Annotated in this window: 16 protein-coding genes and 3 pseudogenes; 5 read left to right on the top strand and 14 right to left on the bottom strand. The window is 74.9% G+C overall.

What is annotated here, in order from left to right; all coding sequences use genetic code 11:
• Positions 1-591: 591 nt before the first annotated feature.
• The 4 genes from ACW14Y_RS40645 to ACW14Y_RS40630 all read right to left on the bottom strand — a co-directional run bounded on the left by ACW14Y_RS40645 (position 592) and on the right by ACW14Y_RS40630 (position 3,311).
• On the bottom strand, positions 592-864 hold the full coding sequence (locus tag ACW14Y_RS40645) for a hypothetical protein (protein ID WP_380300176.1): 273 nt from the start codon (positions 862-864) through the stop codon (positions 592-594).
• A 266-nt stretch (positions 865-1,130) separates the two neighbouring features.
• Positions 1,131-1,751 (bottom strand): hypothetical protein, encoded by a 621-nt coding sequence (locus ACW14Y_RS40640; RefSeq protein WP_456985378.1) that lies wholly within the window; start codon positions 1,749-1,751, stop codon positions 1,131-1,133.
• Positions 1,752-2,034: 283 nt separating this feature from the next.
• Positions 2,035-2,334, bottom strand: a complete 300-nt coding sequence (locus ACW14Y_RS40635; RefSeq protein WP_402723929.1) for a hypothetical protein — start codon at positions 2,332-2,334, stop codon at positions 2,035-2,037.
• A gap of 14 nt (positions 2,335-2,348) precedes the next feature.
• Positions 2,349-3,311 carry an endonuclease toxin domain-containing protein gene (locus ACW14Y_RS40630; RefSeq protein ID WP_456985377.1) on the bottom strand — a complete coding sequence of 321 codons (963 nt, stop codon included), beginning with the start codon at positions 3,309-3,311 and terminating at the stop codon, positions 2,349-2,351.
• Between the two features lie 282 nt (positions 3,312-3,593).
• Here ACW14Y_RS40630 and ACW14Y_RS40625 point away from each other — a divergent pair, with 282 nt between their 5' ends.
• From ACW14Y_RS40625 to ACW14Y_RS40615, 3 genes and pseudogenes are all read left to right on the top strand, one after another.
• Positions 3,594-3,920, top strand: coding sequence for a hypothetical protein (locus ACW14Y_RS40625; protein WP_380300160.1), 327 nt, complete (start codon positions 3,594-3,596; stop codon positions 3,918-3,920).
• A 462-nt stretch (positions 3,921-4,382) separates the two neighbouring features.
• Positions 4,383-5,129, top strand: a complete 747-nt coding sequence (locus ACW14Y_RS40620; protein WP_456985376.1) for an MBL fold metallo-hydrolase — start codon at positions 4,383-4,385, stop codon at positions 5,127-5,129.
• A 266-nt stretch (positions 5,130-5,395) separates the two neighbouring features.
• Positions 5,396-6,493, top strand: a pseudogene (locus ACW14Y_RS40615) (MerR family transcriptional regulator).
• Between the two features lie 486 nt (positions 6,494-6,979).
• On the opposite strand, the gene ACW14Y_RS40610 reads toward ACW14Y_RS40615, so the two are convergent.
• From ACW14Y_RS40610 to ACW14Y_RS40580, 7 genes and pseudogenes are all read right to left on the bottom strand, one after another.
• Complete coding sequence (locus ACW14Y_RS40610; protein WP_456985375.1) at positions 6,980-8,125, bottom strand: hypothetical protein; 1,146 nt, start codon at positions 8,123-8,125, stop codon at positions 6,980-6,982.
• 180 nt (positions 8,126-8,305) lie between these two features.
• Positions 8,306-8,641 carry a hypothetical protein gene (locus ACW14Y_RS40605; RefSeq protein ID WP_456985374.1) on the bottom strand — a complete coding sequence of 112 codons (336 nt, stop codon included), beginning with the start codon at positions 8,639-8,641 and terminating at the stop codon, positions 8,306-8,308.
• A 136-nt stretch (positions 8,642-8,777) separates the two neighbouring features.
• Positions 8,778-8,963: a hypothetical protein gene (locus tag ACW14Y_RS40600; protein ID WP_456985373.1), complete on the bottom strand. Its 186-nt coding sequence runs from the start codon at positions 8,961-8,963 to the stop codon at positions 8,778-8,780.
• 495 nt (positions 8,964-9,458) lie between these two features.
• The gene (locus tag ACW14Y_RS40595; RefSeq protein ID WP_456985372.1) at positions 9,459-9,974 is read right to left on the bottom strand and encodes a hypothetical protein; all 516 of its coding nucleotides are present in this window, start codon (positions 9,972-9,974) and stop codon (positions 9,459-9,461) included.
• A gap of 779 nt (positions 9,975-10,753) precedes the next feature.
• Positions 10,754-10,957 carry a hypothetical protein gene (locus ACW14Y_RS40590; protein WP_456985371.1) on the bottom strand — a complete coding sequence of 68 codons (204 nt, stop codon included), beginning with the start codon at positions 10,955-10,957 and terminating at the stop codon, positions 10,754-10,756.
• A gap of 559 nt (positions 10,958-11,516) precedes the next feature.
• Positions 11,517-12,187 (bottom strand): annotated as a pseudogene (locus tag ACW14Y_RS40585) (response regulator transcription factor).
• Between the two features lie 25 nt (positions 12,188-12,212).
• A pseudogene (locus tag ACW14Y_RS40580) lies at positions 12,213-13,391 on the bottom strand (sensor histidine kinase); the annotation flags it as partial.
• A 1-nt stretch (position 13,392) separates the two neighbouring features.
• Here ACW14Y_RS40580 and ACW14Y_RS40575 point away from each other — a divergent pair.
• A complete protein-coding gene (locus tag ACW14Y_RS40575; RefSeq protein WP_456985370.1) occupies positions 13,393-14,934 on the top strand; it encodes an alpha/beta hydrolase family protein in 1,542 nt (513 codons plus the stop codon).
• 817 nt (positions 14,935-15,751) lie between these two features.
• Here the strand turns inward: ACW14Y_RS40575 and ACW14Y_RS40570 are convergent.
• Both ACW14Y_RS40570 and glsA read right to left on the bottom strand, forming a co-directional pair.
• Positions 15,752-15,985 (bottom strand): hypothetical protein, encoded by a 234-nt coding sequence (locus ACW14Y_RS40570; RefSeq protein WP_380443024.1) that lies wholly within the window; start codon positions 15,983-15,985, stop codon positions 15,752-15,754.
• Positions 15,986-17,557: 1,572 nt separating this feature from the next.
• Entirely contained in the window at positions 17,558-18,961 is a 1,404-nt protein-coding gene (glsA, locus tag ACW14Y_RS40565) for a glutaminase A (protein WP_456985369.1), read from the bottom strand.
• Between the two features lie 583 nt (positions 18,962-19,544).
• Between glsA and ACW14Y_RS40560 the strand changes: the two genes are divergently transcribed.
• Positions 19,545-20,393: a DUF1206 domain-containing protein gene (locus ACW14Y_RS40560; protein ID WP_456985368.1), complete on the top strand. Its 849-nt coding sequence runs from the start codon at positions 19,545-19,547 to the stop codon at positions 20,391-20,393.
• A gap of 161 nt (positions 20,394-20,554) precedes the next feature.
• Here the strand turns inward: ACW14Y_RS40560 and ACW14Y_RS40555 are convergent, their stop codons facing one another.
• Positions 20,555-21,055 (bottom strand): hypothetical protein, encoded by a 501-nt coding sequence (locus ACW14Y_RS40555; protein WP_380438966.1) that lies wholly within the window; start codon positions 21,053-21,055, stop codon positions 20,555-20,557.
• Positions 21,056-21,218 lie beyond the last annotated feature (163 nt).

Raw genomic sequence — 21,218 nt, 5'->3', positions numbered from 1 at the left:
GAGCACCAGCGTCACCGTGACGTTGAAGTACTCGTGCGGACCCGGATCAGGGCGTGCGGGAGGTGCTCCATCGCCCGCAGACCGGCTTCCGGCACCGGGTGCAGCGGCACCGGGTGCGGAACCGGCACCAGGGCCTCGTGTCCGAGGCGGGTGGCGAGGTCGACGGGGCGTCGCCGCCGGCGGAGCGCAGCGGGCGCCGGCCGCCAGCAGCCGCTCGACCGCCTCCGTGGGGGCGTTGTGCCCGGCGGCCCGGTGCAGCGGCGCCCAGCCGCTGCGGCCGGCGACCCGCCGGATGTTGACCAGGCCGGCCGGCTTTCGCACCGCCGCCAGGACCTGCGGCCGGTCGCCCCGGTGCGCGGCGTCCGCCGGCTGGTCGCGCTCCGCCCGGTGTTCGTCGTGGTGGACGCCGCGGTCCGCCGCACCGTGCCGCTCGGCCGTGTCCCTCCCCCGCTTTCCTGCCGCGCATCGTAGCCAGGGTGTTCGGCGTGGAGCCCGGCGATCGGGCCGCGGCCCGGCGGACGGCTGTCACGGTGTGGAGGCGGCCTGCGGCCAGGATCGTCGGCGCCGTGGGCGGAGCGCGGTCGTCGTTCTTCAGGCGCTGTCCCCTGCCCAGTCCCATCGCTTCGGATCCGCGGGGCGCGGTTCGTAGTGGGCGCGGCCGCCGGGGCCGAACGCGCCGATCTCCGTGGGCAGTGCGGCTCCGTCCGCGAGAGCGCCGTTGTCCCAGCCGGTGACATCGAGCAGGAGGCCGTCGAGCGGACCGCCGCACAGCTCCCGGTAGGCGCGGCCGGGCCGTGGTCCGGGATCCGGGTCGTCGTGGTCCGCCCCGTACACCCGGCCCCGCATCAACGCCTCCTCGTCCATGCCCGCCAGCATCGCAACCAGCACTGACAACCGAGCGACTCGGTGCCGGCCCGTGGGGCCGGCACCGGAGCCGGGACGTCGATCTGCCATGGCGGCAGCGGGTCGTTCCCGTGCGGCGTGTCCCGGTCCGGAACCGGGACCGGGACACAAGGCACGAGGCACGAGGCACGCCGGCCGCTGCCCGCGGATGCGGGTCCGCAGTCAGTGGCCGGCGTGCGCCGAGGCCGTGCCGGGAGGTCCGGCGGCCGGTCGTCGGCCCGGGGGTGTCAGTCGCCCTCGTCGGGAGACTCCCCGATCCACCACAGGTCCAGCCGGTAGACCTCGGCGCCGGCGTCGTCACCGGCAGTGTGCTCGCCGACGGGCTGCCGCAGCTGTCGGTGGGCGAGCGGATCGCCCTGGTCGCCCTCTGCGCGCTGGCCGCGGCAATGCCCCGCACGGTGCTCGGCGACCTCGGCCGCGGGCTGCCCGTCCTCGCCGCCACGATGGACGCCGCCGTCGAGGCCGGCCGCACCTCCGCCCCCGGCCCGCCGGTTCAGCGCCCGGTCGGTCGTCTTCGCGCGGCGGCCTTCCTCGTCGTACCAGGTGCGAGTGGTGCGGCCGAGGGGGTCGGTGACGGCGATGATGCGGTGGAGCCGGTCGTAGGTGTAGGTGGTGGTGCGGCCGTTGGCGTCGGTGCGTTTGGTGCGCTCGCCGGCTGTGTTCCAGGTGTTGGTGGTGACCGCTCCGGTCGGGTCGGTGACGGAGGTGACCCGGCCCGCGGCATCGTAGGCGGTAGTGGTGATCCGGCCGAGCGGGTCGGTGACGGAGGTCGGGCGCCCTAGCGGGTCGTAGCTGGTGGTGACGGTGTTGCCGAGCGGGTCCTTGACCGTGACGACGTGGTGGCGCACGCTCTGCCACGCGCAGGCCGTGGGGCTGGGGGTGGCCAGGACGTCGGGCCATCGTCGGGCCAGGTCGTCGAAGGCGTCGTGGACGGCTTGGCGGGCGGTAGCGGGTGGTGGTCCTGACAGACCGCTCGGGCGCGAGGGCCCACGGCTGGCCTCGACCAGGCCCCCCGGCCACAGGGCGGCTACCGTGGCGAGAATGTCACCCGACCCTGGCCGCACGGCCTCCCGGCTTTGTGAGAGGTCCGGTGTGGTGCCCGCGCCATGCTGGCACCACACCGGAGTGCTCTTATTCGTCGTCGCCCACGACAGCAGCGTTCAACTGTGAAGCAAGGCCTTCGGCGATTCCCATCACCCTGTCGGTGATTATTCCGGAGATATCGACTCTTCCGATCCTCCAGGAGAACGAGATGACTTCCCCAGAAATTGCGTAGACCGGCTGGCGCCCAATATCATTCCAGTCGAAAAAGCCATCCTGGAGCAGCTCGGAATGGCCATCCGCCACCGCCTCCCATTCCCTTCTCTCGATGGGAGATTGTTCGCTCTCCGGCCAGGATTCCGCACGCGTGATGTGGAAGTCGTAGCTCACTCCTCACCCTTCTTCTATCCCCTGGATGCGCCGAATACCAGAACCACGCCCTTGGTTTGGGCATATTCGACCGCTCGGGTCATCTGCTCGATTTGAATTTCGGTCAGCGGAACGTTCGCATTGGTGATTACGTAGACGACGCGATGCTTGATGTGGCTCGGGTCGACGCCCCCATTGTAGGCGGGCCGTTGATCGCCGTTGTACCCTGCGGCGTCGTCGACAACACTCTTCAGGCGGGTCAAGAACGCACCTGGATTGTTGATGGTCTTGAGGCTGGTGTCCATCGACTTGAGACTGATGGCAATGCCGCTGTCGGGCTCGAAGTGATCCCAGGTCAGCGATCCCGCCCGGAGGTTGTCAAATCCCATCTTGTCTTCGAAGGCGAGTCCCTTGTCTCGCGAGGAAAGCTTCCACAGGTTGTGCTCGACAATCTCGGTGACCTTGCCGAGATTTTGGACGTCAGGGCCGTTCTTCTTGGCGAGGGTTCGCCGCGCCCAGACATCCAAGGCTCCGATGGCGACCTGGGCAGCAAGACTATCGGCGTCTTTCTCGACCTCGTCCGCGACCTTGTTGCAACCGAACTCACGAAGTTTGGCTGCGGCGACGTACATCGCGTAGGCGGGGCGGACGGGGAAGTACTTGTCGATGAAGGCGCCGACGCCACCGTTGCGGCCGGTGGCGGCGTTGAATATGTCACCTACTACTTCGAACGGCGCCTTGGCGCCCTGACCGAGCCACTTGGCGATGTTGCCGGGAGTGATCTCGTCGTCGCTGTCCTCCGGGGACATGCCGCTGGGGTCGGTAAAGACGGTCGGTGCGCCGGCGGCGTAGGTGTAGGAGGAGACGGACGGTGCGCCAGCGGGGGTGGTGAGGGGGTCCTGGGCGGTGAAGCGGCCGAGGGAGGGGTCGTACTCGCGGGCGCGGAGGTGCTGCTTGCCGGGGAGGGCGGGCGCGCCTGCCGTGGTCCGGTCGGACATCCCGTTCGACGTCGCCGCTCGCACGGGGCAGGGTCTGCGTCGGGCCGGCGTACCAGCCGTAGTCCGCTGCGGCTGGCGCCAGCGCATCACGGCCGGCGACACGCCGGTCGATCCCGGCCCATGCGCATCGCCGTACTGGCCCACCGCCCACTGTCCGGCCAACTCCATGACCAGGTGCGATTGCGAGTTCTGCGCCGTCCACGGTCCCCTGCCTTGACACACCACTCGCGACACCCCTGAGCCAGTCCCGGCCCTGGCTCAACGTGTGGATGTTCCAGCCGGATGCGCCTACCGCTCATCACCGCCGCCTGCGGCCTGCCCGACAGGGCGATCGAGCTGGCACTTGCGCTCCCCGAGGGCGACACCTGGTACGCGGCCGACGAGATCGCCCGCATGCTCACCGCGGCCGGCCGCCCCGAGGAAGCCCGCGCGGTCCTCGAACCGCACCTCGCCTCCAGCCCTGTCCGCCTCGCCGAGCACCTCATCGACGCCGGGCGCATCAAGGACGCGACAGCGGCTCTCCGGCGGCCGCCGAAGGACCCGGTCGACAGTCCCTGGAGGATGACGAGCCGCTGCGGCGACTGGGTCTCCGCCGCACCACCGCTCTGACGGTACTCGTGCGCGACCCGCCGGCGAGCCTCGATGCTCGCCGGCGGCTCCGGGAGGTCGGTGACAGTCGACTCGAACTCAGCTCCGACGGGTACCGGTCCTACGGGAGCCGGGCCGGGACGGGCACCAGGTGGTCTCGCCGGCCCGGAGACCGGTACGCCCCCGCCGGCAGACCGCCTCGGCGCGCCGAGGATGCCCACCGGGCCGCCGGCAGGCCGCGCCGATGACGGGGGCGGGTGACGTCCCGGCTGCTCCCCCGTCGGCCGGCCGGGGCGAGGGGCCGGCGTCCGTGGACGGCGGGGCCGGCACGGGTCGGTCGGCCCGGGGAAGGACCCCGGGCGCCAGGGCAGTCGGGGCGGGGAGAACTCCATAGCGCGGGACGAAGAAACGCCGACCTGTCCCAACACCCCGGCCCGGTGGTCCTGCTGGGCGACGGTACCGCGTCCGGGCTACCGTCGCGGCATGGGAACACAAGGGGAAACGGGCGGCGTCGAGGCGCGCTGGGAACGGCTCGCGCCCGGCGTCGCCCGGCGCAGGATGCCGGGATGGGACGAGAGCGTCGGAGCGATCGCGGGCCGTACGGGTGTGCTGGTCGTCGACACCGGGGCCACGCTGCGCGCGGGGGCGGAGATCCGGCACGAGGTGACGCAACTCTTCGGCCTGCCCGTGACGCACGTCGCGCTCACACACCCGCATTTCGATCACGTGCTCGGCACAGCGGCGTTCTCGCACGCGCAGGTGTACGGGGCCGCGGGCGTCGAGCGGCTGATGGCGAGCGAGCGGGAAGAGATACGGAGCACCGCGGTGCGGCTCGGGGTGGACCCCGTGGAGGCGGCCGAGGCGGCGGCCGCGCTCGTCGTTCCGCAGCACCTGGTCTCCGGGGAGTTCGTGATCGACCTGGACGAGGACGGGCAGCGGGTGCTGCTGGCGAACGTCGGCCCCGGGCACACCGCCCACGACCTGGCGGTCCTGGCGGTCGGCCGGGACGGGGCCCCGGACGTCGTCTTCTGCGGCGACCTGGTCGAGGAGTCGGGCGCGCCCAAGGCGGGCTCCGACGCAGAGCCGCATGCCTGGCCGGCGGCACTCGACCGGTTGCTGGCACTCGGCGGGCAGGACGCGCTCTACGTACCCGGGCACGGGGCCGTGGTGGACACGGGGTTCGTACGCAAGCAACGTGACGAGCTGGCCGCGCGGTTCGGCACCGCGTGAACCACCGGCCCCGAAATGGACCCGGTCCCGAGCCCCGCGAGGCCGTGCCGTTGGTTTGTGCCCGACGGCGCCGGTTATGTGCGCTCCACGGGCGTCCTCCTTGGGGGAGGCAGCCCCTCTGCGGCCCTGGTTCGATCGTGGCTCGGGTTCGGTCGTGGTGGCGGTCGGCCGCTGCTTGGCGTTCGGCTCCTGCCGCCGTGAGCGGGGTTCTTGACCCTCACGTGGCGTCAGGCCGCACAGTCGGTGCCGTGGAAGACCACTGGACCGTGGGACGCGTGGCCGAGCCGTACGTGCGTGAGCGTCCGCACGCTGCACCACTATGACGGGATCGGGCTCGTTCGGCCGTCGGCGCGGACCGCGGCCGGGTACCGGGCCTACTCGGCGGGCGACGTGGAGCGGCTGCGCGAGGTACTTGCCTACCGGCGGTTGGGCTTCGGGCTGCGGGAGGTCGCGGAACTGGTCGGCGACCCGTCCACCGACGCGGTCGCGCACCTGCGCCGGCTGCGCGGCCTGCTGCTGGAACGGCGTGATCGCGCCGACGCCATGGCGGCGGCCGTCGACAGGGAACTCGAGGCACGGGCGAAGGGACTGACGGTGACACCGGAGGAACAGTTCGAGATGCTCGGTGCACGACTGTACGACGCGATCGGCGGCGCCTACACCGCGACACGGCGTACCGATCCGCGGATCGCCGCGCAGATCCGGGACGCGCTCGGCGAGGCGCAGACAGTCCTGAACGTCGGAGCCGGCACCGGCTCCTACGAGCCGACCGGTCGCGACGTGACCGCGGTGGAGCCGTCGGCGGTCATGCGGGGGCAGCGGCCTGCCGGCTCGGCGCCTGCGTGGCCGCCGCCGCGGAGAACCTGCCGTTCGGGGACCGCTCCTTCGACGCCGCGATGGCCGTCTCCACCGTTCACCACTGGGGGGACCCGATGGCGGGGCTGCGCGAGATGCGGCGCGTGGCCCGCCGCGTGGTGGTGCTCACGTTCGACACCGACGAGCCGGGATGGCAGGACCGGTTCTGGCTCACCCGCGACTACCTGCCCGAGTTCGCCGCCGTCCTCGCGGAGTTCCCCTCGCTCGCCCGGATGGCCGACGCGGTCGGCGCCCGCACCGAGCCGGTGCCCGTCCCGTGGGACTGCGCCGACGGCCTGTTCGAGGCGTACTGGCGCCGACCGGGGGCGTATCCGGAGGACCACGTGCGCCGTGCGATGTCGGTGTGGACGAGGGTCGGGCCGCAGGCCGAGCAGCGGGCGGTACGAAGCCTCGCCGACGACCTCGACTCCGGCCGGTGGGCCGAGCGCAACAGCCACCTCGCCGACCACGACACGGCAGATCTCGGCCTGCGCCTGCTCATAGCCTGAACCGCGTCGCAGCGTCAGCGCCGTGGCGGCTCCCGGACGGCCCGCCGGCCGTGTACGGCGCTCAGCGGGCACGGCGCTGCGGACAGGTGTCGACGATCACGAGATTCGGCCGACGCGCTCGAGCAGGCTGCGGGGCGGGAGGTCTCCCCGGGCGGCGACGGGCAGTTGGACGAGGAGCTGGCGCACGACCTCGGCGCCGTCGTCACCGGCAGCATGCTCGCCGACGGGACACCGCAGCTGGCGCCGGGTGAGAAGGTCGCCCTGGTCGCCCTCTGCGCACTCGCCGCGGCGACGCCCCGCACGGTGCTGGGCGACCTCGGCCGCGAGCTGCCCGCCCTGGTCACGACGACGGACGCCGCCGAGGCCGACCGGTCCGGCTACGGCCGCGCCCCTGGGTCGGCCCGACGATCCGCAAGAAGCACCCCCGCCAGGACCACCGCTGGACCGTCCGACCCGGTCGGTGGATCGGCTGCTCGGACCTGCTGGTCACGCGGCGGCCTGGGCCGAGGGTGTCCGACCGTTCTGTGCCTGTTGCGCGCGGTCGGCGAGCAGGCGGGCGAGGAGGGTGAGCTGGCGCGTGTTGATCTGGTTGAGGGAGGCGTACTGGACGGTGGCGGTGATGGTGCCGACGCGGAAGTTGACGAGGCCGTCGTAACCGGGGTTGATGCCTGTGGAGTCGTGGAAGGACTCGGCTTTGCTGCTGTCGCCGACCTTCGGCACGGAGATCTCGTGCGAGGGGTTGTCGGCGGTTGCCGGGCTTCTGGCGGTGTTGTGCTGGTAGGCGGCCGCGGCGTTCTCGACGCTGTCGTAGCAGCCGTAGGCGAAGGTGACCCGGTCGTTGCTCGAGTCGCTTGCGGCGAGGCCTTCGAACGTGACCATGCCGATCTGCAGCCTGCCGTTGCAGTCGGAGGGGCACGGGACGAGATCGGGCCCCGCTTTCGTGACCCAGCCGCCGGGCATCGACCGCAGGTCGGGGGCGATGGCCTGCACCAGGGCGTCGTCCCGCACGACGGCGGCCTTGTCGCGGTCGCCGCCCGCCGTCGGGTCCGCTCCGCGCCCGCCGGCACCGGAAGCGGGAGCGGGTACCGCGCCCGTCGGTGTGCTGCCGGCAGGGCTGTTGTCGCTGTCACCGAGATCGGCAACGCCTTTGACGGCCAGGGCCAGCACGATCACCACGACGGTGATCAGCACGGCGATCGTGCCGGGTTTCCTGCGGATGCTCACCGGGCCGATCGCGATCACGCCGTTCTTCACGTCGCGGCCGACATGGACGTGCTGGCTGACGGAGCCGGGCGGCCCGGGCGGCACGCCCGCGGCCGCGCGCAGGCGGGATGCGAACTCGGCGTCCTGCTCGATCACGGCCAGCAGGCGGGCCTGCAGGTCGTCCCGGGCTCCTGGCGCCGCCGGGTCCCCGTCGAAGCGCTCCAGCACGCGCCGGCTCTCCTCGTCCGCGGCGAGCCGCTCACGGGCGGCGCGGCCGATCCGCTCGGCGGTGGCCGTCCCCAAACCGGTTCCCGCGCCGGTGGCGATCCCGCCGATCACCGAGGCCACCCACGCCGCCAACGCCGCCGCATCCATCGCACTCCCCCGTGCAGACGATTCCCCGACCGGTAGTACTTCCCGCCCGTCCACACCGGTACACGGGCCTCCACTACCGCAGGTCGGCCCCGGCCGCACCCGTCGGCCACCCGCCCGGGTCCGGCCGCAGACCGCCGCCACCCGGGCAGACGGGGGCGCCGTGCCCCGGGAGCGTCCCAGCAGACCGGACACAGCACGCGGGCCGGGACGGGACGGGGCGGGACGCGCAGCCGGTCAGGCCGCTCCGGCCTCGGCCGCGGTGATGCGCCGGTGCGGCGCGGTCGGGAACTTCGGGTACCTGCCGGCGGCGCGGGCCTCGTCGAAGACCGGCCGGGAGTCCGACGGCTCACGCGCGGGGGGTGAGCCGGGCCGCCGCGGCGCGGGGTCGCCGTGGTGGGTCCGGCCGGCGCCGTCCGGGAACGCGACGGTCAGCGTCACGCTGCACCCCGGGACGTCCTCGCGGTGACCGGGCGCCCGGGCCGGGGCCAGGGGGCGGCCCTCGGCCCGCCGGGCCCGGCGGCACCGGTCGGCGCCGGGCCGGGGGCGCAGCACGGCCCTGACGTGTCGCACCCCGCGTCACGTCAGGGCCGGGACACCGGGAGCAGCCGCCACAGGCCGCACCGCCAGGACGGCGAGGCGCACCCCGGGTGCCGGGGCGGAGCGGGGCGCCCGGGCGCCCCGCTCCGCCCCGGGACGTGCCGGTGGTTCAGGTGCCGAGGAGGCGGTCCAGCAGTGACCGGTACTCGCGCAGGGCGAGGCGCAGGTCCTCGGTGCTGGCGGCCGGTGTGCCGTCCGGTGCCGCTTCTGCGCCGCGCAGCCGGTGGCGCCGCTCGGTGACGGCCTCGGCCAGCAGGGCGACCGACTTCTCGATCAGGGCGTCGGCCTGCTGCACGGACCGGCGGGGATCGTCGACGAATCCCGCCTGGACGGAGTGCCATTCGGCCCGCAGTCGCCGCGTGCGCTCGACGCCGAGCCAACCGCCCGGTCCGCTCTGCGCGGGTGCCGCCGACGCCGGTTGCGGGTCGCCGGTCCGGGGTCCCGGCAGGGGGCGGGCGGGCTCGGACGGCCGGTCCGCGGCCCGGTCGCCTCCCGGTACGACGGTGAAGCGTCCTGCGGCGGCGCCTCGTTCGGGGGAAGCCGGCGGGCGGCCGGCCTCCGGGCGGGCCGGGTCCGGGCGGGGCGGGTCCGGGCGGGGCGGGTCCGGGCGGGGCGTGCTTAAGCGCGCGGGCGGCGTCCGGGGGGCGCCGTGCGGGCGGAGGGTGTCCGCCTTGGCCGGGTCCGCCGGACCGCCGCGGGGTCCGGGGCCGGCGCGTCGTCGCCGGGGTCGTTGCGGGCTGCAGAACCGTGCTGGGACATGGTCGTCCTCTCCTTCGTGGGGTCGCCGGCGTCATCGGGTGGCGTGGCGCGGGCCGGAGCGGTGGACGGCACCGGTGGAGTTGCCGGCACGGGCCGTCCTGCCCTCCTCGTCGCCGGGGCGGGCCACCTCGAGGCACAGGTCACGCACGGCCAGCAGCGCGGTGCGCAGTTCCTCGGTGCCCACCCGCTCCGACCGGCTGCGCTCCAGCACCTGCCGGGCGCTCCGGTAGCCGGGCACGAGGGCGGCGTGATCGACCGAGAGCACGGCAAGCCGGTCCCCGGCAGGGAAGCCGATCTCGTCGAGCGTGCCGTCGAGCAGGGTCACGGCCTCGTCCAGCGAGCGGGCGGGGTCGTCGACGAACAGTTCCTGGAGGGCGGCGAGCCGGTCGGCGACCTCCTCGGCGCGGCGCTGCGGCAGCCGGGTGAGCGCCAGCCGCCCGGCCTGCCGCAGCCGGCCGGCCAGCTCGTGCTCGGCCTCCCCGGTGCGGCCGCCGTGCGCCCGCACCGTCCGGTCGTACTCCGGACCGAAACGCTGTTGCAGCCGCATGGGGTGTTCCACTGCGGCAGCAGCACGGCGAGGGCCGCCGCGGCTGCCAGCACGGCCACTGCCAGAACGATCCAGATGCTCATACCGCTCCTCCTCGGGTTCGACCGCGGCCCGGAGTGGCTGGTCGGTCCCGTCCTTCGGGTTCCCGCTCAGACGATTTCAAACAGCCGGCCCCGGAAGCGTCGGCTACCGGGTCCGGGGAACCCGCCCTGGCACCCCGATGGACGCTCATGTCACCTGCGGGTCGGCGGAGTTCACCGCGAGGAGGCAGGTCGCCGTGTTCCGCCGCCCCCGCGCGGAGCCACCGCGGACACCCGAGCACCCGCACGTGCACGCGTGCTCGCAGGCCGCCCTCTCCCCCGGCACGTCGGTCTGTCGATCACTTCTCCCGCGGCTGCCGGTGGTCCCGGTCGCCGCGGCGGCCGCCGGGGTCCGCCGCACGGTGGCGGGCCCGCGCCCGGCCGCCGGGGAGAACCCGGCCGCCGCCGAACCGCTCGCCACCGTCCCGGCCTGCGCCACCCGGATCGAGGACCTCGTCCGGCACGGACCGTCCGCACCCGTCCGCGGGCCCGCCCAGCAGCCGCGGGCGGGCCCGCGGACGGACGGAGCCGCAGGCGGGCGGACGCGGCGAAGGGGCGGGCCCCCGCGGACCCGGCCCCTGCCGTCGGGGACGACCGTCGCAGCGACCGGAGAGCCGGTACGGCGAACCGCTGCACGAGGTCCGCAGCGAGCTGCCGAACGAACCGCTCCCGCTTGCCCGCCGGGGACACGACGTCGGCCTACGGCGCCTCGGCGTTCGCGGGCACGATGCGGCGCAGCGTGATGCCGTTCGGCACGGGCTCCGGGTGCCCCGTTGTCCGGTGCCCGCGGACGGGGCGTACCGGATCGGCCTTGTGGATCGGGGCGGTGGGGACGGTCCCGACCCGGCCCCGGGACGTGCCGTGCGCCGCGCGGCGGGACGCGTGCAGGGCCGCGACCGTCACCGGGTCCCGGACGCCCCTTCTCCGGCCGTTGCCGCGGTACCTGCCGCTCGACCGGGAGAAAGGCGGGGCCGCAGTGGTAGCATGGCCGGTTCCGTCGCGCCGGCGAGCGAACCGTCGTGGAGCAGTTCGAGGCGGGCGGCCTCGCCGGTGCCGCCGTAGGGGTTTTCGCGGCCGGCGGCGGCGCGGCGCAGTCCGGTCCGCGGGCGGGCGGTGGCCGCGTCGAACGCCTGCCTCGGCCGGTTGCCGCCCGGGAGGAGGTCCGGCGCCCGCACCGGACCGGGCTCCTGCCGGTTCGGGTCGACCGCGTCCGCGGTGTCGGCGGCGGACGGCCCGGGGTCCGGGGCGCGCCCCTGTTCCCGTCGCCGCCCGCAGGCCTGCGTCCGGCCGGTACTCCCGGGCGGTCCGGGCAGCGGCCGGGCGGTCCGGGCAGCGGCCGGGCCGGGCCGGGCCGGGTGTCCGGACTGCCCGGGTGTCCGGGTGTCCGGCCGGGCCGGGTGTCCGGGCGGGCCGGGTGTCCGGGCGGGCCGGCCGTCGGACACCGCCCGACGGCCGCCCGTGGCTACCCCGGCCCGACCAGCCCGCACTCGTACGCGAGGATCACCGCCTGCACCCGGTCCCGCAGACCCAGCTTGGACATGACCCGGCCGAGATGCTTCTTCACCGTGGGCTCCGCGAGACCGAGGGCGGCGGCGAGTTCCGTGTTGGTCAGGCCGCGGGCGGCCCCCAGCAGGACCTCCCGCTCGCGCGCGGTCAGCACGCCCAGCCGCTGCGCGTCGCCCCCGCCCCCGTCGTGCCCGGCGGCGGGGAGGCGGTGCGCGAAGCGGTCCAGCAGCCGCCGGGTCACCCGGGGGGAGAGCACCGCGTCCCCCCGGGCCACGTCGCGGATCGCCCCCAGCAGTTCCTGCGGCCGCTGTTCTTCAGCAGGAAGCCCGAGGCCCCGGCCCGCAGCGCCTCGAAGGCGTAGGCGTCCAGGTCGAAGGTCGTGAGCACCAGCACCCGCGTCCCGGGCACCTCGCGCCGCAGCAGCCGGGTCGCCTCGATGCCGTCGGTGCCCGGCATCCGCACGTCCATCAGCACCACGTCCGGCCGCAGCCGCCGTGCCAGCTCCACCGCCGCCGCCCCGTCGGCCGCCTCCCCGACCGGCTCCATGTCCGGCTCGGCGCGCAGGATCATGGCGAACGCCAGCCGCAGCAGCTCCTCGTCGTCCACCAGCAGCACCCGGACGCTCACGACGCGCCCCCGGATCCAGCCGTACGAAGACCCGCCAGCCGTCGCCCGGCCGCGGGCCCGCCTCCAGCACCCCGCCGAAGGCCGCGGCGCGTTCCCGCATCCCCGTGAGACCCAGTCCGGCCCCCGCGGATCCGGGACGCCCGGTCCCCGCGGCCCGCCCGTCGTCGGTCACCTCGACGGTGACCGCCCCCGGCGCGCAGGACACCCGCACCTCGGCGCGCGTCCCCTGCGGCGCGTGGCGCAGGACGTTGGTCAGCGATTCCTGGACGAGCCGGTGCACTGTCAGCTGCGCCGCCGCCGGCACCCCGGCGGCCTCGCCGTCCACCCGCAGCCGGGTCACCAGGCCCGCCGCCTCCATCCGCGCGCACAGCGCCCCCAGCTGGCCGATCCCCGGCGGCGACCGGCGCTCGCCACCGGACCCGGCACCGGACCCGGCGTCGGTACCGGACCCGGTGTCGGGTCCGGCGTCCTGGAGCAGGCCCAGCGCCCGCCGCATGTCGCCCAGCGCCTGCCGACCGGTCTCCGCGATCCGGGCCGTCACGGCGCAGGCGTCGGCCGGCCGCGCGTGCCCGAGCGCGTCCGCCAGCGCCACCACCACCGACAGGCCGTGCGTCACGCTGTCGTGCAACTCCCTCGCGATCCGGGCGCGTTCCTCCTCCACCGCCCGGCGCTCCCGCTCGTCGCGGTCCCGTTCCAGGCGCGCCAGCCGCTGCGCCCGCGCGGCCCGCCGGACGCGGGTGTTCGCCCCGAGCAGCGCGCTCGCGGCGACCGCCGCCGCCATCGCGGCGCCGGAGGCGAGGAAGCGTCCCTCGGGCGCCCAGCGCGCCGCCGCGAGCACCGCACCCGCCGCCGCCACCAGACCCGCCGCCCACGCCGACCGGTACGGCGCCCGCGCGGTCACCGTCCCGAGGGCGACCAGCAACGCCGCGTCGGCCGGCAGCTGAACACCCAGCAGCCACTGCACGAGCGCCGCGGCCGCGATCACGCCGAACACGGACCGGGGCGCCCGCCGCCGCCACACCAACGGGAGCACCAGAGCGCTCTGCAGCGCGAAACCCCTACCGTCCGCCACCCGCCCCGGCCCGAGCGTCAGCAGGAACAGGGCCGCCGCGAGCGCGGCGTCCGCCACCAGGGGCGGCACCCGCCCCGGCAGCCGCGCGAGGGCACCCGGCCGCCCCGTCCGTACCGCACCGGTCCCGGTCATCGTGTCCGTCCTCGCCTCCGCGTTCCCGCGGCGTCCTCGCCGGATCCCCACGCTAGGACCCCCGCGCCCGCGAACGCGTCCGCCCACCGGCGGAGACCGGGGAGACCCCGGGACACCGGGGCCTCCTCCGCGCGCAGGAGCGCACGCGCCCCCGGGGCGACCCGCGACCACCCGCGGGACCGTCCCCCCGCAGGGCGCCCCGCACCCCCGGCGGCGAAACCCTGGTGACGACCCCGCAGCCGCACCCGCCCGAGGAGCCCGCCCATGCCCCAGACCCGCCGCGCCCTGCTCCGCACGCTCGGCACGCTCGGCGCCGCCGTGCTCGCCACCGCCGCCGCCCCCGCCCCCGCCCCCGCCCCGGGAAGCCGCCCCGCCGCCCCGGCCGCGGGGGCCGGCCCCCGCGCACACCCCCGGCACCCCCGTCCCGCTGCGGCTGCCCGCGCCCACCGGCCCCTGGCCCGTCGGCACCGTCGCGCTGCACCTGGTCGACGACAGCCGCCCCGACCCCCTCCTGCCCGCCCAGCCCTACCGGGAGCTCATGGCCGGCCTCTGGTACCCGGCGGAACCCGGCGCCGGCCACCCGAGGGCCCCCTGGCTGCCCCCGGCCGCGGCGGCCGACTGGGACACGCACTCCGCACCGGCCCTCGGTGTCCCCACCGGCGCCGCCGACTGGCGGGGCATCAGGACCCACGCCCGCACCGGCGCGCCCGTCGCCCGCCGTGCCGGCCGGCTGCCCGTGGTGCTGTTCTCCTCCGGCGACGGCGGCTCGCGCGCCCTCGGCACCACCCTGGTCGAGGAACTGGCCAGCCACGGCCACCTCGTCGTCGCCCTCGACTCCACCTACGAGGCCGAACAGGTCGAGTTCCCCGGCGGCCGGGTCGAACGCGCCCTCCCGCTCCCCGACGACCTCACCCCGCAGGTCATCGCCGCCCTCCTCGCCGGACACTCCCGGGCCCGCCTCGCCGACGCCCGCTTCGTCCTCGGCGCACTCGACCGGCTCGCCCGCGGCCACCGCCCCGACACCGGCACCGACCCGCTCCCGGACGGGCTGGCCCAAGCCGCCGACCCGGCCAGGACCGGCGTGCTCGGGCAGTCCCTCGGCGGCTCCGTCGCCGCCCAGCTCGCCCACGACGAGCCCCGCGTCCGCGCGGCGGCCGACCTCGACGGCGCCCTCCTGGGACCCGTCGCCGACAGCGGCCTCGCCAAGCCCTTCCTCCTGATGGCCTCCGGAACGAAGACCCTGACCACCGAACCGGACTGGGCCTCCTGCTGGGCGGCGTCCACCGGCCCCCGGCACGCCCTGCGGCTGCGGAACGCCGCCCACGGCTCGTACACCGACCTCCAGGTCCTCCTGCCCCAGCTCGTCCACCGCCTCCCGGTCCCCGACACGGCCGCACTCATCGGCACCCTCGACCCCCACCGCTCCCTGGCCGCCCAACGCACCGCCGTCGCCGCCTTCTTCGCCCAATACCTGATGGGGCGGCCCACCGGTTTCCTCGACCGGCCCGGCGACCACTGGCCGGAACTGGAGGTACTGCACTGAACCCACCCGCCCCACACCCCCCGGTCACGCCCGGTCACGCCCGACGGCACCACCGTGCGGCCAGGAACGCGACCCACACGGGACAGACCCCGACACGCAGCCGGCACAACCCGAGAACCGACGGAGAACGGACGGACCCCCTGCCCCCCGCTACCTTTTTCGTGGCCCCGCAACGGGGCTCCCGGCCTCCGGCTCGGCAGGACTGTTCCCCCCTGCAGTTCGCATGACCCGGGGGGTGGTGCCACCGGGCCGGAGGCACCGGTGGACCGCTGATAGGGGCAGGACCACCAGCTCGTTGGGAGGCTCTTCGTCACGTGGATGCCGGCGACCGGTGCCACGCCAACGAGGCCGGGACAGCACGACCTCGTAAAGGATCAGCGTGATCGACACCCGTGACACCGGAACAACCGGACCCCGTACGGGGGGCGCACACCGGTGACACCGGAACAACCGGACCCCGTACGGGGGGCGGACACCGGTGACACCGGAACAACCGGACCCCGTTCCGGGCAAAGGCCCACGGGCCCCACCCCCCGCACCACCGAACCCCCGGCCCGTCAGACCTCCCCACCTTCCCACCCGTTGGACCGCTTCTACCCCGCACAGGAAGATCTTCGGCACGCCCCGGGCCGGGCAAGCCGCTTCCCGCCCCGCCGACCGCAAGATCTCCCGCTCCCCGGACACAGGGACCGCACCGGCCGCACCAGACCCCCGCCTCGCCAGACACCGGGCCGACGTCCCGTTCGCGATGCTCCGCGACAGGACCTTCTACAAGCCCGAACCCGCTGCGGCCAGGCGAGGAGTCCAGAGTGCTCGATCAATCCTCCGGCCGAAGCCGCTGACGAGCGGCCTCAAGCCGCTGGTCATAGTCAGGCGCGAACAGCTCAGGAAGCGACTTGTCGAGTGTTCCAGCGATCCGATGGATCGGAGCCCAGACCGCCGGATCGTCGACAACGCGGCTGAGGTCCGTCATCTGGAGCTTCTCCAGCCAGTACGACAGCACCAGTGCCTCGTCACTCGTGAGCTGGATCATGACCTGGCTATCACTCATGCACACCCCTACGACTCGGCCCGCCCCTGCCCGCACGAACCTACTGGCCTCGGACCTTGACCACACACATAGGGGCACCCGCAACACCGACACCCCACCCCCGCGCCACCACAACACGCCAAACACCCCGACCGCGGCCGTCACCGCGCCGACCCGGCCAGCCGGGCCGACGAGCGGACCGACGAGCCGGGCGAGCGAGCCGGGCGAGCGACCTGCCAGGCGACCTGCCAGGCGGCCGGGCGGACGAGCGGGCCAGCGGGGCCGGGCGAACGGCGAGCAGGCGGGCGGGCCGGGCGAGCAGGCCGGGCGACTGGAGGCGACGTCCGGTCACAGCCGCACACCGACAACCCGGACCGCGTCCGGGGAGGCCGGTGAGGCGATCCATGCCGCAGGACTCATCCTCGTCCCCAGCGGAGGCCGGGACCCGATCACAGACCTTCTGATCCGGATCAACGGAGAGACGGATCCCTTCCGGCACTGACCGCCCGTCACGCTCACGGCCGCCACAACCACCGGGGCGAGCCGTAGTGCAGAGAAGGCCGAGGCGGGGCGCGCCGGTTCCCACGGTTCGGACGTACGACCCGTCCGCCGCAGTCGGACGGCAGAGGCCGTCAGGACCCGCGCGGTCGTGGGAGCCCGTCCGCACGAGGACCACCGTCCGGTCGACGCCCAGCAGGCCCTGGGCCGCAACATCCTGCCGCCCGCGCTCTGCGGGCGAGCGACAGGTCCACCGCCGAGCGGGCGTTCTCCCCGGTCAAGGCCCTGCTGCTGGAGCACCCGCCGGGCTCCACCAGCACGGACGTCCTCAACGATGCCGGCTGGATGCCGATCGTGGCAACTCACCGCGATGCCACGGCTGCGGAGCCCGGCCACCGCGGGCGGCCGGGCCCCGGGACAGCGCGCACCGGTCCGAGTACGAGAACGCCCCCGCACGCCGAACCCGGCCGCACCGCCAGCGACCGTGACCCGCCAGCGACCGTGACCCACCTGCGCGCCACAGGCCGCCGCCCCGCAGGGCCGCGACCCGCAGCACCGACAGCCCGACCGGGCACGGCGCGGACCCGCGCCACGAGCCCCCTGATTGCCTACCCGTCGGAGGACAGTGCAGGCGAACGCGGGCAGGGGGATAGGGAACGGCACCGCGGACGGTGAGCCCGGGACCGTCGTCGCGGGCCGCCGTGCCGACGCCCGGGGCCAGAGCCCCGTCGCAGCCGGCGTTCGTCACAGCCACGGACCGGCCCCGCTGACTCAACGAACCGTCCCAGAACTCCGAAACGGACGCGGAGGCGGAGGCGGAGGCCGAGGCGGAGGCCGAGGCGGAGACGGAGACGGAGACGGACGACGCGGCGCCGCCCGCCCTCCCCCGCCCTCGCCCTCCCTGCGGCCACGCCGCACGGCGCCGCACGGCGGCGCACGGCGGCGCACGGATCCCGGGTGAGCCGCCGGACACCCCCCTCGACGACAGCACGGCCAGGACCGTGACCGTCGAGGAGACCCGACCGGGAGCCCGTCGTCCCGCAGGTCACGGAACCCCGCCGCCGCCCGGCATCGACCGGACCCCGCCGCCGCACGTCACGGCCCGCAACCGGCCCCGGCAGACGGCCCGCTCCCGCCCTCCGCAACGGGCGGGCCGACGGGCAGCTCGCCGGCCAGGAGCTGATCCTCGCACCAGGCCACCGCGTCGTCCCGGCCGGCGAAAGCCCGCCAGCCGGAGTACCCGCCGACGCCGGCCAGGAACGGCTCCTGGGCAGCGACGACGATCCGGTGACCACGCCGGGCGACGTCCGCCAGACCCGCGGCGAGCATCGCCGCCGAACCCGGCCGGATCCCGGTGACAGCCATCAGGTCCAGCACCAGCCAGCCCGGCGGCTCGGGAACGGCCCCCTCGACAGCCCCCAACAACTGCTCCGTCTCGGTGAACTCCAGCTCGCCCTGGGCACCGACAACGACAATACGCCGACTGCTCGCGTTGAGCAGCGCGCTCTCCTCCGGACTGCGGGCACGCGAGGACCGGGCACCGTGCCCGGCGTCCGTGACAGTCGCCGTCAGGTGCACCGGTGCGTGCATCAGGTGAAGAGCAAGCCGTTCCGACATCGCAGTCAGCGCAGCCACACCCCGCACCGAGTTCCCCGCCGCATCCAACGGCGGACTGTAGACCGCGACACCGAACCGACCCGGACCCACCGCGATCAACCCACCCGACACCCCACTCTTCGCCGGCAAACCAACACTCAACAACCACTCCCCGGCGCCGTCGTACATCCCACAGGTGGCCATCACCGCCAACGTCCGCACCGCCACGCTCCGCTCTACGACCCGCTCGCCGGTGACCGGGTTGCGGCCGCCGTTCGCCAGGGTCGCAGCCATCACCGCCAGGTCGGCCGCGGTGACCAGGACCGAGCACTGGCGGAAGTAGGTGGCCGTCACGGCGTACGGGTCGTCGCTCAACGAGCCGGCCGAGCGCATCAGGTAGGCCAGCGCACGGTTGCGGTCGCCGGTGGCGACCTCGGAGGCGTAGACCTCCTCGTCGTAGCCCAGCCGACGGCCCGCGAACGCGGACAGGCAGTCCAGGATCCGGGCGGACCGCGCCTCGGGGTCGGCCGCCGAGACCAGGGCGGTGGTGGCGATCGCGCCGGCGTTGACCATCGGGTTGGCCGGCCGACCGGTGCCCGGTTCCAGACTGATGGCGTTGAAGGCCTCGCCGCTGGGCTCGGCGCCGACCCGTCGGAGCATCTCGTCGGGTCCGAGGTCGGTGAGGGCCAGGGCGTAGACGAAGGGCTTGGAGACCGACTGGACGGTGAACTCGGTGTCGGCCTTGCCCGCCTGGTAGCGACGGCCGCCCATGCTGGTGATCGCGATGCCGAAGTCCTCGGGGTCGGCCTGGGCGAGCTTCGGGATGTAGGAGGCGACCTCGCCGCCCTTCAGCCCGCTGATCCGCCGGTGCAGTTCGTCGAGTGCCTTCGTCACCGGGTCCATGTACGCACCCCTTCCGTTCCCGCTCGTCCGTTCCGGGGCCCCGGGGGCCTCGGGGGGTCCCGGACTCCCGGAACCCGCTGCCACTGCCCGTCGGCCGGCCCGCCCGGGCGGCGCCGAACGCAGCCGCGCTCAGCAGCATGCCAGGGGCGCGACCAGCACCCGCCCACGACTCACCGGAGGCGGTCGCGGCCCGGCCGCCGTCGAGCGGGCGAGCGGGCGAGCGGGCGAGCGGGACCCGACGCCGGCCGGCCCTGGTGTGATGGGCCCACTGTTCGAGAAAGGTACCTGCGGTTCCATCAGCAGCACTTCGAGGACGGACCATGTGCCCCGTACCCACGCCCGGGTCGAACACGTCGGGAAACTCCGCCGTCCGCGTACGCCCCGCGGAACAGCAGGACGTGCAGGAACGGTGTTCCGGCTCGCGGCGGCCGCCGCGTCGGCGCCGGTGACGGCTCCGCAGGAACGGCCCGGCCGGAGCGCGGCGAGACGGTGGAATCGGGTGCCGGGGGTGTGGTGCGTGGCAGCCCGGAAAGGGGGCACACGGCTCCCGGGCGCGCCGCGCGCTCAGGACGGAGGAGGCGTCATGGTGGCCACCGCACGGGAGTCCCGGTCCAGTGGGGCGGTGTCGGCCGGTCCGTTCCTGCGCGCCGCCGGGCGGGCCGGTTTCACGGCCCGCGGAGTCGTCTACGTCGTGATCGGCTACCTCGCCCTGCGGATCGCGACGGACGGCCGGGGCCCGGACGAGGCCGACCGGGAAGGGGCACTGCGCCAGATCGCGGCCCGGCCCGGCGGCACGCTCCTCCTGTGGCTGCTCGTCCTCGGCTTCGCGTGCATGACGCTCTGGCGCGCCGCCGCCGCAATCTCGCACGGCGGGCAAGGCGGGCACGGCGGGCACGGCGGCGGTCGGCGCAAGCCGGGCAAGCGGTTGCTGGATGCCGGGCGGGCGGTGTTCTACGCGTCGGTCTGCTGGGGTACCGCCGCCTTCGCCTCCGGTACCGCAGGCGGGTCGAACAGCGACCGCGCCTCCAAGGACCGGACGGCCGACGCGCTCGCCCTGCCGGGCGGCCGCCTGCTGGTGGGCGCGGCCGGCCTGGCACTGGTCGGCGTGGGTGCGGGCATCGCCGTGCGCGCCGCCCTGCGGACCTTCCTGCGCCGACTGGACACCGCCTCGATGGGCCGGCGCACCCGCATCGCGGTCACCGGGATCGGGGTCGCCGGCAACACGGCGCGCGGCGCGGTGTTCGCGGGCGTGGGGCTCTTCGTCATGACGGCGGCGGTCCGCTTCGACCCCGGGCGGGCGAGAGGCATCGACGACACCCTTCGATCCTTCGCGGACACCCCGGCCGGCCCGTGGCTGCTCGCCGTCGTGGCAGTCGGACTGCTGCTGTTCGGCGTCTTCTCGTTCGTTTCCGCCCGCCGACGGCGCTTCTGACCCGGCGAGTCCCTCCCCCACCGCACCCGGTGGCGCCGGCCCTGCGCCGCGCGGCCGCGGTCACCGTGCGGCGACCCGGCCCCCGTGCCGTCCGTCCGCCGACCGGCCCGGCCTGCTGACGGTCCGACGGTCCCCGGGACCGCGATGCCACGACAAACGGCTCATTGCTCGTCCTCGGGGCCCTGAACGTCGACAGGCCGCGTGCCGTCGAAGGTCACCAGGATCCCGAAGGGGTCCGCCAGCCGGAACCTGCTCTCCGTGAACCGGATCGCCCAGGTCCGGTCGGCCCACACCACCACCTCGGGACCTGCCAACGGCAACTCCGGAAGATCCAGCCAGCTCAGCTCCTCCGGCGCGAGCTCGAAGTGCCGCTCCCCGAGCCGGGTCCGGCAGTACCGCACGGCCCGGTCGACGAGGACGTCGAAATTGCTCACCACGTCGAGAGCGAGTCGCAGGACGGCCTCCTCGGGCGGCGCGGCCGGCTCGATCACCAGACTGACAACCGCCGCTTCGCCGCCTGCCGACTCCGGGAAGGAACCGGTCCAGCAGGCCAAGGACGCAGGGCTCTGCGTCCGTTCCAACACGAGCCCGGCGATACGCAGCGTGGCAGGCAGGTCCACATCAGCGCCCGCGATACCCAGAACTCCGCCGTCGTCCGACATCGGTTCAGCATAGGCGACGCCCCATCACGCCGGGCCGCCCCACCCCCGGGCCGCACAGCGAGCGCGCGACCGGATTCCGCTCCCCGACCCGATCGAATCCACGTCGTCCTGACGCATCCCCGTGACCGGGCCGATGCGGATCGGCCCTGGCTCCGGTTCGGGA

It is taken from the genome of Kitasatospora sp. cg17-2 (genome assembly GCF_054031055.1).
Note: the sequence above shows the minus strand (reverse complement) of the source record. Positions and strands in the feature narration are given on the sequence as shown.